Consider the following 15,352-nt stretch of genomic DNA (forward strand, 5'->3'; position numbering starts at 1 on the left):
AATTGAATAGATTCATCACTTTTTTTATCAAATATAAAGCTTTTTATTAAATTATGGGTAATTGCGGACAATCAAAAAAATCAATTATATTTTCGGTTGGTGGTGAAATGATTATATCTAAATTAGATAATACAAATTTACTTTTAGATGACAACAATTACGATGGTATTGGAAGTTCCTATATCAAAGAATAAGAAATAAATTAATTAAAAAACGCTTCTTGACTCGATTCAATAAACGTTTTTTATAACACATTTATCAATTGAAATTGAAATTTTAGAACTTGACTATCTCTTTCTACAACAAAATTTATCCAATTTTCTTCTTCAGATTTTAATAAAGAATAAATTTTTTCTAAAGTAAATTCATATCCAGGCTTTTGATTAATGCTAACGATTATATCTCCTTTTTGGAGTCCGCTGATTGCTGCTGGTGAATTTTTCCGAACATTAACAATCGTGTATATTGGTTTTAAAACAAATTTATATTTAAAATTACTGTAGATAACATTTGCTTTTGCATCAATTTCTTTTCCTGCATAAGGCACAGTTTCAAGACTAACCGTCTCCTGAACCCATTGTAAACCATGATGCTGAATTTCAATTCCGCTTTTATTATAATTAAAAGATGATTTGAAACTACTGTTTTTCTTCAAAAAAAGTTGCTGATTTTGATAATCAAAAACTAAATTGAATCTTTTTAAAATTTCGGCACCCACTGATCCAGCACGATCTTTAACCATTCTAACATTTTTTAATGAAGACGAATCTGGAAAAGCAACAATAGGATTATTAAATTCAAATTTAGAAAAAGTAATTTTTTTAATCTGAGCCCTTCTTCCCTCAACATCACCACTAAAACCTTTTCCTAAGTAATCCTCAAAATTTTTTGCAGGAATATTTATTGATTTTCCTTTGTTCTCGAAAAGCCAAATAGCGTCACTATTGCCGATATCAATTAATAATTTTGTAGAAATTTCAGAAGAATCAATAATAGCACTACCCTGAATGTAAGGTTTTGATTTTTCAACAGTTATGGGAACCATCTGAAATTTTTTAACTATTCGTTTTCGATTTTTCTCATTGTCTTTAAATACCGTAATTTGCTTTCTCTGATAGTTAATTTCAACCAGATTCGATTTTAAAAAATGATAGCCAATAATACCATTTACAGGAATCCCAATGTGTGAAGACAAGTTGAAACTTTGATCTAAAACAATGTACAATAAATGATTATTTGACTTTAACCCATCGACCTCTAATGTGTTATTTGCAGATTTTAGCCCTTCAATAGAATTCTCACCTCCCAAACCTCTCAATGCTATTTTTTCGACATTAAAAAAACTCACATCTTTCTTTTCCTCCATACTAAACAGTATGGTCTCTTCAACACCAGAATCTAAGAGGAAGTATAACTCAACATTATTAACTTTTATGGGAATAAATATCAAATTATTGATGATTTTGAAAGGGATAATCACTTTATCGGTTCCTTTTTCAAATTGAAATTCGTCCTGTCCAAAAACAGATAAAGAATAAATAATAAAAAAGCATAAAATGATTATTCGACTCATCCTATTTTTTTTATAAAGTTAATGAAATATTGAATAATAACACACTTTTATTAACAAATAAACAGAATTGAAGTGTTTATTTTTGAAAAAAAAATCGCAATTTTGCACCAAATTTAAAAACATGCCAAGTATTTCTATTAGAGGTCAAAAAATACCCGAATCGCCAATTCGAAAGTTAGCCCCTTATGCAGAACAAGCCAAATTAAAAGGCCATAAAGTGTATCATTTAAACATTGGTCAACCCGATATAAAAAGCCCTGAAATTGCCATTGAAGCTATAAAAAATATTAATTTAGATATTATAGAATACGGCCCATCCGCAGGTTATGAAAGTTACCGAAAAAAACTAGCCTTATTTTACACCAATCAAAATGTAAGAGTTTCGTTTGATGATATAATGATAACCACAGGTGGCTCTGAAGCGCTATTGTTTGCGCTGGGCAGCATTATGGATCCCGAAGATGAAGTCATTATTCCTGAACCTTTTTATGCCAATTATAGTGCTTTTGCAGCAGAATCAAGTGCTCGAGTTGTGCCTGTAATTTCCAATATCGAAAGTGGTTTTACCCTTCCTACTATTGCCGAATTTGAAAAAGCGATTACATCAAAAACCAAAGCGATTTTAATCTGTAATCCCAATAATCCAACTGGCTATTTGTATTCAGAATCCGAAATTAATCAATTGGGAGAATTGGTTCGAAAACACGACTTATTTCTAATTGCTGACGAAGTGTATCGCGAATTCATATACGACGACAGAGACAAACATTTTTCGGTGATGAACCTCAAAGGAATTGAGCAAAATGTCATAATGATTGATTCTGTTTCCAAAAGATACAGTATGTGTGGCGCAAGAATTGGCTGCATGGTTACCAAAAATAGAGAAGTTATTTCAGCCTCAATGAAATTTGCTCAGGCTCGTTTATGCCCACCGACGATTGGACAAATCGCTTGCGAAGCTGCAATAGATACTCCCCAAAGTTATTTTGACGAAGTAATTTCAGAATACAAAGAACGAAGAGATGCCTTAATAACCGAATTAAACAAAATAAAAGGTGTAATCGTAACCACTCCAAAAGCCGCGTTTTATTGCATTGCTCAACTACCTGTTGACAATACCGATGATTTTGCCCAATGGCTTCTTGAAAGCTACAATCTTGATGGAGAAACTGTAATGGTAGCTCCTGCGGCAGGATTTTATTCTACTCCAGGCGTTGGATTAAATCAAGTTCGAATTGCTTATGTGCTAAAAAAAGAAGATTTAGTTCGAGCTGTACAAATCTTAAAAGAGGCAATTCCAATTTATAATTCGAAATAAGGAAACTCATGTTTTTATTTTAAAATTCAATTGCATTTTATCCCAATTAATTATTAAAAGCTTTAGAAATTCTTTGGCTTTAATTAATTATCTTTACCCCTTAATTCATTTCATACAATAATTGTAACTTTTAATGATAAACAACGAAGAATTTCAGGACGAAATAGGAGACAACCATATTAGTTCAGCAGCAAAAAACCCAGTAAGAGAAGACGCTTTTGACATATCTGACGATGAAAAAATCGAAAAAATAAAGAAAGATGTCGAAAATATACTTGTTACTCTAGGCATGGATTTGACCGACGATAGCTTGAAAGGAACACCCAATCGAGTAGCAAAAATGTTTGTGAAAGAAATTTTTGGAGGTCTAAATCCAGCAAAAAAACCAAGCGCTTCAACTTTCGAAAACAGCTACAAATATGGAGAAATGTTGGTCGAAAAAAACATTACACTTTATTCAACTTGTGAGCACCATTTGTTGCCCATTATTGGAAGAGCACACGTAGCTTACATCTCAAACGGAAGAGTTGTTGGACTATCAAAAATAAACAGAATAGTTGAGTTTTATTCGAAAAGACCTCAGGTTCAAGAACGCTTAACAATGCAAATTGTTCAAGAACTTCAAATAGCGTTGGGTACAGAAGATGTGGCATGTATTATCGATGCCAAACATCTTTGCGTTAATTCGAGAGGAATAAAAGACATCGAAAGCAGTACAGTAACCTCAGAATTTGGAGGTAAATTTAAAGAAGAACAAACTCGAAGAGAACTATTAGAATATATAAAGTTAGAAACGAAGTTTTAAAGGGTTTATAGTTTTGGGTTTATAGTTTGTTGTTATGGGAAAAATACTAAAATTCGAGGATTTAGAAATATGGAGATTGGCTAGAGAAATCTGTCAATATGTTGAGTTTCTAATTCAAAATACAAATCTAAAGACCAACTATTCCCCAAAAGACCAAATTGACAGAAGTTCAGGATCGATTATGGACAATATTGCTGAAGGTTTCGAGCGAAACGGGAATAGAGAATTTATTCAATTTTTGAGCATTGCAAAAGGTTCATCTGGCGAAGTAAAATCTCAATCTTATAGAGCATTTGATAAAAAATTGATTTCTGAAGAACAATATTTGAAATTAAACGAAATGGTTGAATTAGAGAAAAATAAAATTGGATCAATGATGAACTATCTCAACAATTGTGAAATAAAAGGACTTAAATTTAAATAATAAATTATGTTCCATTAACCACAAACTATAAACCATAAACTACAAACAATAAACCATAATCAAGAATGCCTTTATACAAATCCCAAAATTTAAAAATATACAATACTCTTTCGGGGGAAAAAGAAATTTTTGAACCCATACACGAAGGAAATGTTGGAATGTATGTTTGTGGACCAACGGTCTATAGCAATGTACATCTTGGAAATGTGAGAACGTTTATGTCGTTTGATGTAATCTTTAGGTATTTTTTGCATTTGGGTTACAAAACGCGTTATGTTAGAAATATTACCGATGCTGGACATTTGACCGATGATGGAAATGTTGAAAACGACCGTTTTGTAAAACAATCTCGACTAGAAAAATTGGAACCCATGGAAGTAGTTCAAAAATACACTGTCGATTTTCATAAGGTTTTAGAAAAATTTAATTTTTTGGCTCCTACAATTGAGCCTACCGCAACAGGTCATATTATTGAACAAATAGAATTGATTCAAAAACTAATTGCCGATGGTTTTGCATACGAAACCCAAGGTTCTGTCTATTTTGATGTTTATGAATACAACAAAAAAGGCTTAAATTACGGCGAATTGAGTAATCGAAATATTGATGAATTGTTTGCCAATACAAGAGATTTAGACGGTCAAAACGAAAAGAAAAACCCTCAAGATTTTGCTTTGTGGAAAAATGCTTCCCCTGTACACATCATGCGTTGGAATTCCCCTTGGGGCGAAGGTTTTCCGGGCTGGCACTTAGAATGTACCGCAATGAGCACCAAATATTTAGGAGAGCATTTTGATATTCACGGAGGTGGAATGGATTTAAAATTCCCTCATCACGAATGCGAAGTAGCTCAAGGAAAAGCGTGTAACGGAATAACTCCAGTAAATATTTGGATGCACACCAATATGCTAACGATGAATGGTTTGCGAATGAGCAAATCGACTGGGAATTATATTTTACCTATGGAATTGCTTTCGGGTGAAAACACTTTTTTCGAAAAGAAATTTCAACCTAATGTGGTTCGTTTTTGCTTTTTGCAAGCTCATTATCGCAGTGTTTTAGACATTTCGAACGAGGCCATGATTGCCAGCGAAAAAGGATTAAACAGATTGCTTGAAGGTGTAAAATTGATTGCAACCATTCAACCCAACACCACTTCTTCTTTCTCAGTTCCCGATTGGATTCAAAGTTGTTATGCAGCAATGAATGACGATTTTAATACTCCAATTCTAATTGCTAATTTATTTGAAGGAATTCGGTACATCAATTTATTAAATGATAATTCTGCTAGCCTCACATCCGAAGATTTAAAATTATTTATTCATTCGACAAACACTTTTATCTTTGATGTTTTGGGACTTAAAGACGAAAAAGGTGTTGAAAACAATAACGAAAAACTAGAAGGCGTAGTCAATATGCTAATAGGTATGCGAAATGAGGCTAGAGGCAATAAAGATTTTGCAATGTCAGATCAAATAAGAAATCAATTGATTGCCTTAGGAATTCAGTTGAAGGACGGGAAAGAAGGGACTACTTTTAGTATTCAGTAATCAGGCTGCAGATGGCAGGTTACAGATGGCAGATGGCAGGTTGCAGATTTAAAGTTGCAGATTTAAAGTTGCAGATTGATTTACTAAAAATTTGTATGCTAATAGTATTTAAAGTTCCAATAGCTGATCACTAAAAAACTGAACACCGAACACTTTTTTAAGATATGTTAAAGAAAATACTTATATTTCCTTTTGTTATTTTAGTACGTTTTTATCAAAGTGCTATTTCTCCATTCACTCCCTCTACTTGTAGATTTGAGCCTACATGTTCGAGTTATATGGTTGAAGCATTACAAAAACACGGTTTATTTTATGGTGGTTTTTTAGGAATAAAAAGAATATTGAGTTGTCATCCTTGGGGAAAAACGGGGTATGATCCTGTGCCTTCCAAGCCACATTCAAGCCAAAGTGTTGAGACCAAAAACAAATGCTCACACAAACATTAACTTTTTATAAAGATATACTCTTATTAAAATATATATTTTTACAATCTTTAAAACACATTATATGACACACGCTTTAAATATAATTTGGAATCCGTCAGAAGGCATTGATTTAGGTTTTTTTGTAATTCGCTTTTATAGCCTGATGTTTGTAATTGCTTTTGGACTGGGTTGGTTTATAATGAAAAAAATATTCGAACGTGACTACGAATCGCTAGACAAATTAGACTCCTTATTTATTTGGACCGTTTTGGCTACATTAGCCGGAGCTCGTTTGGGTCATGTTTTCTTTTACGATTGGGAATATTATCGCAATCATTTGACAGAAATACTACTTCCAATTAGGGAAAATCCCGAAGGAACCCTTTTTCACATCATAAATGGCTGGGAATTTACAGGTTATCAAGGATTGGCAAGCCATGGAGCAGCTATTTCCATTATAATTACAATGTACTTTTTTAGTAAAAATATATTAAAAAGACCCCAAATGTGGATTTTAGATAGAATTGTCATCGCTGTATCTAGTGGGGCAATCTTTGTACGTTTAGGCAATTTTTTCAATTCAGAAATTGTTGGAAACGTGACTAGTTCACCTTTTGGAATTCGCTTTATTCGGGATCAGTTTAGCGCCAGAGAAGCTGTAAATGCGACACAATTAGCATCACCAAATGAAGCCTACAACGCCATTGCGACCAACCCACAGTTTGCTGATTTATTAGTACAAGTTCCAGCAAAACACCCAGCACAATTATACGAAGCTTTTTGCTATATTTTTGTTTTTGCCATACTGTTTTTCTTGTATTGGAAAACCGACGCAAGAGAAAAATCAGGGTATTTATTTGGTCTTTTCCTAGTGCTTTTATGGTCTGTACGTTTTGTTGTGGAATATGTAAAAGAAAGTCAAGGGGGATTCGAAAGTGCCTTAGGTCTTTTATCTACTGGACAATGGCTCAGTATTCCATTCATATTGATTGGATTGTATTTGGTTTTTACAGCCGAAAAACCCGTTCACATATAGTTTATCACAAAATAATTTTAAAATCAAAAGCCTCACAATTTGCGAGGCTTTCGTTTTTTATCTCTTTAAAGAAAAATGGGATTTGAATTTTTTGCTAATTCCTTGCTCTTCATATTCAAAACTAAACCAATAATCTGTTGCTGGCATGGGCTGAACAACCTCTATCATTACTATCCATAGCTGTCAAACCTCGATATCCTTGACGAGAAATAAGTTTTCTCCCCAACGGGTAGCCCAGAATTATATTCTGTGCCAATAAATTTGAGCAAGCAATACAAATCAAAAAAACTATATCAATAAAAGATGTGGCTTTTTTTAAAAAAAAAAATTCATAAAAAATACGTTAGTTTTGTTGGAGTGGCTTATTGGAGTTGGCACAGAATGCACCCGAGCGATCGGGAGGGTTTAGGTCTGTTGAAAAACCGATGAGTAATTGTTTTTCCTGTTTCAGTTTAAAATTTAATAACTATAGCTTTTCATTTTACCCTAAAAATTAAACAGTTTTGAATCAGCTGCTAATTCAAAACTGTTTAAAAGCAATTTGTTTATTTTAATAAACTCTTAAAAGCAGATCCAAAAATTAAATAACTGGTATTTCCGCCAATAGTACCTTCATTTTGCCCCCATAAAAATGGCCAGTCGTCAAAATTTTCAAAATGGTCTGGTTTTCTAAATAGTATACCAGGAGCAACATTGCCCGGAATAAAGGAGAAATCAGCTCTGTTATTACCATAAAAAACTGCTTTAGGACGAGTAGCACCCACTGTTGCCACCAACGAATAGTTATGGTACGGGTGACAGCCAAAGAGATAGTTAGAGGTCTTGAAAGCATGACTTGGATTGATGATATCTGGAAAGTTTTTGCTCGCGAAACAAACAGTTGTTCCAAAATTCAATAGAGCCGCGCCACCTGCCCAGTTACCAAGACCAATAGGCACACCGTAAGGATTATCCTTTTCGAGTTTATCCATATACTCTTTGAACTTTACAACATAAGGTCTAAGTTTTTCTTTATACGATGCGTCCATGTGCGGTAGGGCATCTAATGCCGTCAGAAGACCAAAATTTACATTTCGATCAAGATCTGGCCACAAAAGTTCCTGGAATTTATCCAAATATTGGTTTTCGTTCGTGGAGATATACAATTGAAGATTGGTTGCCGCATTTGAGGATCTGCCGTACTTGCTAATACTGTCTTGCGGCTGATTGGCGAGTAATTCTGTGGACTCTTTCAAAAGTCTTTTTGATTGTACTAAAGCCCTGGCCGAAAGATTGTCATTGTAACCCTTTAGCGCTCTGCTTGCTGCGGCAAACATTGTAGCTGCATTTAAATCGAGGTGAGGATCGCGACTTGTAAACGCCCACAAATCATCTTTAACACCGCTAGATAGTCCGTCACTGGCTTTTTCATATGAGCCTAGTTTTGGATTATAAGGAAGCCCATCTGTTAATGAGGCTGCATCGCCAAGGTGATGATAATTATCAAGAACAGAGTTAGACAGTGTTTGTGCCATGTGACCGATTGTCTCAGCCTGAGCTACCAGATTCAGGGTTCCGTGCTCGATAAACTGCAGTACATCTGGTGTTCCGTCGGGTCTGTGAAGATCAACATAACGTTGTTTTTGATCCACAAAAGTCTGATCTCGCATTGGTTTGAAATACTCCCAGGTTTCAACGAAATTGTTTACCACGCTGATATTTGATCCCGTCTCTATATCAAAATCTCCAGCGTCAAAAAAACCTCCAACATTTAATCCGGGAATTAATTCAAGTGCTTTATACTTGGTATCGGTTGTTGGGCCTTGGCTATGAAGATCGAAATGATCGGTGTTTGGTGGAGCTTGGCGGTACCCTTCTTTGAATGGTTCACCATGCCATACTCGGTAACCCTCGTTTACAAACATGTGATTCATATGTATTGGTATCCATATATCACTAGTAGCATCAGTAATCTTATCATAGACATTATTTTCTATCAAAAAATTGTTCGTTTTGATATTGCCATACTGGATATAGTATATACCGGAATCTTTTACCGAAGTAAAATCGAATTTTACATAGTTATATTTAAAATAGTTACCCCAAGGCGTTGTTTTTCCGTTGAATACTTCGGTGGCATTACCGTCATTGCCAACTTTATACAACGAGGCTTTTGCAAATGGTTTGTCTTTCTTGTCAAGTTCAATTACCGAAACTTTTTGTTGCGAAGGGATGTAGCCTACTTGAGAGAAACCAATATTTGGTTCTCTCGTCCAACCATTAATCGCATTTGGTTCCACCATCCAGCTCAATACCTTGCCGGTTTTTCCAGCCGGAAGTAAACTGCGAACTACAAACCATCCATTTTGTGCCAATACACGACCGTCAAAAAGCATTAGATCTGCGTCCGGAGAAGTTATTTTTATTAAACGGGAAGGTTCGTCTGGTGCCAGAAGAAAGGTACGGCCCGTTTCAAGCGGAAGCGGATCAATAAATTTGTCTGTTCCCCTGTCGTCGTAAGTTTTGTAACCCTTGTACTGTTTTGTTTTTTCATTATTAGGCCTGGTAGTGGTGTTTCCTACCACATAGCGTGGAAATCGATTGTAGCGTCCATCCATCGTATATGCTTTCGCCCAGTATTGCGAAGGCAGAAACTCAAGATTAAATCCTGCACTACCTTCAAGAGCTTTTGGGAGAGGTTTATCAAGATAAATGGATATCTCTACGCCTTTACCCTTAGCCGTAACAACGACTCGTGAATCAAAATCGTAATCTTTATATCTTAATATAGTTTCAATAGATTTTGTCGCACGGTTTACTTTTCTACTTGTTACATCAGGAACAAGATCCCATTGCTCTGGTGTATTAGAAAGTCTAACTGCCCCACCTTGTGATGTTCTGACTCCATGATGAATTATTTCTATTCCAGCATTCTTTTCGTCGTTAAAACCTCCACTAAAAATGTTATTATAGACAAGTACATTGACGCCTTGTGTCTCGAAATACTCAAGATCGTTAAGTTTTAAATCCTGACCACAGATATGATTTGATGTTGCAAACACCATAGTAAGTAAAAAAAAAATATTTTTTTTCATATTGATAAATAAATAATCCCGTATTGGAGTGGTTTATAATTTCTAAAGATAAATGGAAAAACTATATTAAAAAAGGAAAAGTTGATTTCGTAACTGATTTTAATCAGGGAACTGTTGCGTTTATCAAAATAAATATAGCTATGTCTTTGTTAATAAATTAGTTAGCATATTATAGTATTTTATCTTCCCCGCTGCACAAAGTGTTTTTTCAAAAATAAATTTATCTTATGGAATTTTGTGATAGTCTCCTCACCTCTACCAGAACAATGAGAAAGTAACGAGAGCAAGTTTTTAATCAAAACTACTATTTGTATTTGTTATTATAAACGAAAGCCTCACAATTTTGCGAGGCTTTCGTTTTTTATCTTTTCAAAGAAAAATGGGATTTGAATTTTTTGATACTATTTTGTTCAGAGTATTCGACTGTAAACCAATAATCATCGGCTGGCATTGGCTGACCAATATAAGTTCCATCCCATCCAAGTTCTTTTGGACTTATATCTTTCAATAATTTACCATACCGATCAAATATGTATATTCTGCAATTCAACTGATCACTTAGCCCTGAAATATTCCAATTTTCGTTATAAGTATCACCATTTGGTGTAAAATATTTGGGATAACCAATGACCAAAACATTGCTATCAGTTAGTTTACTGCAACCATTTAGATCATTTACAGAGATAGAATGCAATCCTGAAGCAACATTTTCGAATAAAGGGCTTGCTTGAAATGGACCAGAATCCATTTGATATAAATAATTCGCTCCAACTGGATTTGTAATAGTAACTATTTGATTTTTGGTAAATGCATCGGTTACTGTCCAATTCAAACTCAATATGGTGTTTGATGGATTTACAGTAACTTTTATAGTTTTAATAGATGGAGTGCAAGGCTGACCTGGATCAGGTGTAAAAACATAAGAAGCACTATTCATATTATCAACAGTTGTTGGATTCCAAACTCCAGTAATGCCATTTGGTGAAACTGGACTTAGAGTAGTAGCTATATCACCAGAACAAAGAGAAAAATCGTTAAAATCAGGTACTATCGGTTCTACTGTAATTCTTAAAGTTGTTTTTAATGCGCAAGGAAAAGATGTTGGATTTGGAGTGAATGTATAAATATTAGCACCCATAGTTGAAGTATCAACTGGAATGGGACTCCAAGTACCGGTGATTCCATTTGTTGATGTTGTTGGTAAAACGACAACATCATTTAAACAATAAGAAGTTGGTGTGGTGCTAAATGTAGGTGTTATTATTTGAGCAATAGTACAGTCTGAATTACAAGTTTCAGTTTGAGAAGAAATAACACAAGACGGTGCTCCTATGGCAGTAATTGTAAAAGTAACCGATTGACCAGGCAAAACGCCAGTAACCACATAATTTGAAGGTGCAGACCAAACCCCTGTAACTGGAGAGCCACCAGAAATACTATAGCTATAAGTAAAACTACTCTGACCTACATTGGCAAAGTCAAACCCTACTGAATTCGACGTTGTTTTAGTAGCATCACAAAATAATCCTAATTGTTTATCCACATTGACAACAATTGATGCTCTAGAGCTTTCTTCTCCAGCAACAGTTTGACTAACATAATAGGTTGTAGATCCTGCAACTATTGTAGAAGGAATTGGAGTTGTTGCTGATGAAGTACCTCCTGATGCATTAGTTCCATACCAATTTAAAATTCCTCCTGCGGATGCTGTTGCAGTAAGTGTCACAACATCATTTATACAATAGTATTGAAATCCATTTACAGTTGGTGGACTTGGAGGCACTAATAGCGAACTAGTAATTAGATAGGAACTATTGGTGTTCTTAGCAAAAACAGAGGCATTTGATAAAGCAGTAATCAAAAGAAAACAAACAAATGATTTGATTATTTTTTTCATCATTTTTAGGTTTTAGGCTGTTTAAAATTTGGGGGATCAACAGTAATATTCAGTAAATATATAAAATTTGGCTTTTGAACAAAACAAATTTTATAATTTATTGAGTTACAGTACAAAATATTAGACGATAACGCAACACTTTATTACAAAAAAAAGACCCGAATAAAATTCGAGTCTTTTCAATAATTATAATTTTTTATAACTTTAAGAGTTATGCTCTTTTTCAATTCTTAAATGTTCTTCTTCTGACATTGTATCACACAAAACTGGAGTTGCTATGAATAATGAAGAATAGGTTCCAACGATAATACCGATAAGCATTGCGAAAATAAATCCTCGAATTGAATCTCCACCAAAAATAAACATAATCAATAATACTAAAATCATCGTTAATGAGGTATTTATCGTTCTTGACATTGTACTATTAATAGATTGATTTACGATACTATTAAAATCTCCTTTGGCTTTTTTGCCACCTAAAAATTCACGAACCCTGTCAAATACAATAACAGTATCATTCATTGAATATCCTATTACGGTAAGAATCGCAGCGATAAAGTGCTGGTCAATCTCCATACCGAAAGGCATAAATTTGTAACACAAAGAGTAAATTCCTAATACAAATATTACGTCGTGTACTACAGCGGCAATCGCACCCAAACTATACTGCCATTTTCTAAAACTAATAACCAAATACAATCCTACAATAAGCATGGCTCCAAAAACTGCCCAATATGCATTATTTTTGATGTCCTCAGCAACTGTCGGTCCCACTTTAGAAGCTTGTAAAATACCTAGTTTTTTACCATCATAAGCATTCACAAATCTATCATAAGTCAATCCGGAAGCATAATGTTTTTTTAAATTATCGTATAATAATTTATTTACTTCTTCATCAGCTTCACTTCCGTGTTCTTGTACTTTGTATTTTGTAGTGATTTTTAATTGATTGTTGTTACCAATAATTTTCACTTCGGCGCTACCATCAAAAACTTTAGCTAATTCTGCTTTTACACCTTCTACTTCAACCGGTTTTTCAAATCGTATTTGGAAAGTTCTTCCTCCAACAAAATCAACCCCTTGATCCAAACCATTTGTAGCTAATGAATAGATACTCACAACTGTTACAATCGCTGAAAAAGCATACGTCCATTTTTTAATTTTCAAGAAATCGAAGTGGAAGTTGGTAAAGAAATTTTTAGAAAAACTTGTTACAAATGATAATAGTCCACCTTTTTGAATTCTTCTATCAATAAAGATTCTTGCAATAAAGATTGAAGTAAATAAAGAGGTGATAATACCAATTAATAATGTAGTTGCAAAACCTTTAATTGGTCCTGAACCAAAAATAAATAATACCCCACCAGTTAAAATGTGAGTAACATTGGCATCAACTATAGAACGCATGGCACCTTTCCAACTATAGGCTGCAATAACTGATTCATCTAATGATTTACCGGAACGCAATTCTTCTTTTGCTCTTTCATAAATAATAATATTCGCATCTACCGCAGTACCCATTGTCAAAACGATACCAGCAATACCAGGCAATGTAAGTACAGCACCTAAACTGGCTAAGATTCCGAACAAGAATAATAAGTTGACTGCCAATGCGATATTCGCATACCAACCAGCTCTTCCGTAATACACCATCATCCAAAGAGAAACTAATAGCAATCCTAAAAGTGCTGAATTAGTTCCATTATCAATTGCTTCTTGACCCAATGATGGACCTACAACATCCGATTGAATAATATCCGCAGCTGCAGGAAGTTTACCCGCTCTTAGAACATTGGCTAAATCTTTAGTTTCTGCTATTTCAAAATTTCCTGATATTTCAGATCTACCACCTGAAATTGGACCACTAGAAACACCTGGTGCAGAATATACAATATTATCCAAAACAATAGCTATACTACTTTTTTGAGTGTAAGCTCTTCCTGTTAATTCTTCCCAAGCTTTAGCACCTTGACCATTCATTTGCATTGAAACCGCAGGTTTTCCCGATTGGTCAAAAGTATCTTTTGCGTCAGTAACAACTCCTCCACCCATCGATGCAACATTATCTCTATTGCCTTTCAAAGCATACAATTCGACAGCGTCAATTTCTTTTCCTTTGGCATCTGTAAGAGTTGTTGGTTTTCCCCAAACAAATTTAGCATAATGCTGGTCTGGAGCCAATAAAACTCTAATGTCAGCTCTTCTTAAATACCCACCAACAACTGCAGTATCTTTAGGTGAAAACATACCCAAAACCGGTCCGCCACCTTGTTGAATTATTTTATCAAGAATTGGATTACTTCCTTGTTTAGTGTCAACTGAATCTTTTTTGTCAGTTAATAAAGCACTCAAAGTATCTTTAGAAATCGTCTTAACTTCGGTAGTTTTGATTTCGGTTTTCTTCAATGCTTCATTTGCAGCCATCAAGAAATTACCGATTTCTTCTATTTTATACGTTTCCCAAAACTCTAATTGAGCGGTACTTTGCAATAATTTTTTAATTCTATCTACATCTTTCGCACCAGGAAGTTCCACAAGAATTCTTCCAGATTCACCTAGTTTTTGAATGTTAGGTTGAGTAACACCAAATTTATCGATACGTTTTCTCAATACTCCAAAAGCACTTTCTACAGATTCATCAACTTTAATTTTGATTACTTTTTGAGCTTGTGCATCGGTCATTTTAAAATCGATTCCACCCTCTCCTTGCAAAGTTTTATTTGCAAAAATATCAGGAGAAGCTAGTTTTACTGTTCCTTTTGAATTGGCTTCAAAAGCTTCGAAAAACGCATCAATATAGGTTTGATTTCCTCTTTGGTTTGCAGTTGCATCAGCCAAAGATTTGTTGAAAACTGGGTTTTTAGAATTATTAGCTAATCCTTTCAAAACATCTTTTACTGAAATTTGAAGAGTAACATTAATACCTCCTTCTAAGTCAAGACCTTTATTGATTTGTTTGTCTTTTACTTCGTTGAAAGTAAAATTTGTAAATCCAAGATTAAAAACATTTTCTTTTCCAATGGAATCCAAATATTTTAATTCTTTATCAGGATTTCCTTTTGCAAAAGATTTTGCGTCATTTTTGACTTTGCTTGAAACGAAAGTAAAAGAAAGTTGGTAAATGCTTACCAATGCAAATAGAATTGCGAAAAATTTAATAAGTCCTTTATTCTGCATTATTACTGAAAATTAATTATTTATTGTATTTTTTTTTGTTTCAACCCTTATAAAATAAGCCCTAACATCTATT

11 protein-coding genes are annotated in these 15,352 nt (G+C 34.1%); 7 read left to right on the plus strand and 4 right to left on the minus strand.

The annotated features are described in order from the left end of the window. The first annotated feature begins 53 nt into the window (after positions 1-53). Complete coding sequence (locus FNW17_RS16365) at positions 54-194, plus strand: hypothetical protein (protein ID WP_185965304.1); 141 nt, start codon at positions 54-56, stop codon at positions 192-194. A gap of 50 nt (positions 195-244) precedes the next feature. Here the strand turns inward: FNW17_RS16365 and FNW17_RS12460 are convergent, their stop codons facing one another. Next, positions 245-1,573, minus strand: a complete 1,329-nt coding sequence (locus FNW17_RS12460; protein WP_144071799.1) for a PDZ domain-containing protein — start codon at positions 1,571-1,573, stop codon at positions 245-247. A gap of 121 nt (positions 1,574-1,694) precedes the next feature. On the opposite strand from FNW17_RS12460, the gene FNW17_RS12465 reads away from it, so the two are divergent. The 6 genes from FNW17_RS12465 to lgt all read left to right on the plus strand — a co-directional run bounded on the left by FNW17_RS12465 (position 1,695) and on the right by lgt (position 7,131). Next, positions 1,695-2,891 (plus strand): pyridoxal phosphate-dependent aminotransferase, encoded by a 1,197-nt coding sequence (locus FNW17_RS12465; RefSeq protein WP_144071800.1) that lies wholly within the window; start codon positions 1,695-1,697, stop codon positions 2,889-2,891. A 133-nt stretch (positions 2,892-3,024) separates the two neighbouring features. After that, the gene (gene folE / locus FNW17_RS12470; RefSeq protein ID WP_143391671.1) at positions 3,025-3,696 is read left to right on the plus strand and encodes a GTP cyclohydrolase I FolE; all 672 of its coding nucleotides are present in this window, start codon (positions 3,025-3,027) and stop codon (positions 3,694-3,696) included. Between the two features lie 34 nt (positions 3,697-3,730). Then, entirely contained in the window at positions 3,731-4,120 is a 390-nt protein-coding gene (locus FNW17_RS12475) for a four helix bundle protein (RefSeq protein ID WP_143391672.1), read from the plus strand. Positions 4,121-4,185: 65 nt separating this feature from the next. Continuing rightward, complete coding sequence (gene cysS / locus FNW17_RS12480; RefSeq protein ID WP_144071801.1) at positions 4,186-5,670, plus strand: cysteine--tRNA ligase; 1,485 nt, start codon at positions 4,186-4,188, stop codon at positions 5,668-5,670. 164 nt (positions 5,671-5,834) lie between these two features. After that, positions 5,835-6,116 (plus strand): membrane protein insertion efficiency factor YidD, encoded by a 282-nt coding sequence (gene yidD, locus FNW17_RS12485; RefSeq protein WP_143391674.1) that lies wholly within the window; start codon positions 5,835-5,837, stop codon positions 6,114-6,116. 61 nt (positions 6,117-6,177) lie between these two features. Further along, complete coding sequence (gene lgt, locus FNW17_RS12490; RefSeq protein WP_144071802.1) at positions 6,178-7,131, plus strand: prolipoprotein diacylglyceryl transferase; 954 nt, start codon at positions 6,178-6,180, stop codon at positions 7,129-7,131. Between the two features lie 545 nt (positions 7,132-7,676). Here the strand turns inward: lgt and FNW17_RS12495 are convergent. The 3 genes from FNW17_RS12495 to secDF all read right to left on the minus strand — a co-directional run bounded on the left by FNW17_RS12495 (position 7,677) and on the right by secDF (position 15,279). Further along, positions 7,677-10,205, minus strand: coding sequence for a glycoside hydrolase family 9 protein (locus FNW17_RS12495; protein ID WP_144071803.1), 2,529 nt, complete (start codon positions 10,203-10,205; stop codon positions 7,677-7,679). A gap of 361 nt (positions 10,206-10,566) precedes the next feature. After that, positions 10,567-12,102, minus strand: a complete 1,536-nt coding sequence (locus FNW17_RS12500) for a T9SS type B sorting domain-containing protein (RefSeq protein WP_185965305.1) — start codon at positions 12,100-12,102, stop codon at positions 10,567-10,569. A gap of 204 nt (positions 12,103-12,306) precedes the next feature. Next, a complete protein-coding gene (secDF, locus tag FNW17_RS12505) occupies positions 12,307-15,279 on the minus strand; it encodes a protein translocase subunit SecDF (protein ID WP_144071805.1) in 2,973 nt (990 codons plus the stop codon). Between the last annotated feature and the right edge of the window lie 73 nt (positions 15,280-15,352).

Source organism: Flavobacterium franklandianum, assembly GCF_007097365.1.
GTDB lineage: Bacteria > Bacteroidota > Bacteroidia > Flavobacteriales > Flavobacteriaceae > Flavobacterium > Flavobacterium franklandianum.

Excerpts from the sequence above, each read along its gene's own strand:
- FNW17_RS12465 (WP_144071800.1), top strand. The coding sequence starts at position 1,695 with ATGCCAAGTATTTCTATTAGAGGTCAAAAAATACCCGAATCGCCAATT.
- FNW17_RS12500 (WP_185965305.1), bottom strand. The coding sequence starts at position 12,102 with ATGAAAAAAATAATCAAATCATTTGTTTGTTTTCTTTTGATTACTGCT.
- yidD (WP_143391674.1), top strand. The coding sequence starts at position 5,835 with ATGTTAAAGAAAATACTTATATTTCCTTTTGTTATTTTAGTACGTTTT.
- lgt (WP_144071802.1), top strand. The coding sequence starts at position 6,178 with ATGACACACGCTTTAAATATAATTTGGAATCCGTCAGAAGGCATTGAT.
- cysS (WP_144071801.1), top strand. The coding sequence starts at position 4,186 with ATGCCTTTATACAAATCCCAAAATTTAAAAATATACAATACTCTTTCG.
- FNW17_RS12495 (WP_144071803.1), bottom strand. The coding sequence starts at position 10,205 with ATGAAAAAAAATATTTTTTTTTTACTTACTATGGTGTTTGCAACATCA.
- FNW17_RS12460 (WP_144071799.1), bottom strand. The coding sequence starts at position 1,573 with ATGAGTCGAATAATCATTTTATGCTTTTTTATTATTTATTCTTTATCT.
- FNW17_RS16365 (WP_185965304.1), top strand. The coding sequence starts at position 54 with ATGGGTAATTGCGGACAATCAAAAAAATCAATTATATTTTCGGTTGGT.
- secDF (WP_144071805.1), bottom strand. The coding sequence starts at position 15,279 with ATGCAGAATAAAGGACTTATTAAATTTTTCGCAATTCTATTTGCATTG.
- folE (WP_143391671.1), top strand. The coding sequence starts at position 3,025 with ATGATAAACAACGAAGAATTTCAGGACGAAATAGGAGACAACCATATT.
- FNW17_RS12475 (WP_143391672.1), top strand. The coding sequence starts at position 3,731 with ATGGGAAAAATACTAAAATTCGAGGATTTAGAAATATGGAGATTGGCT.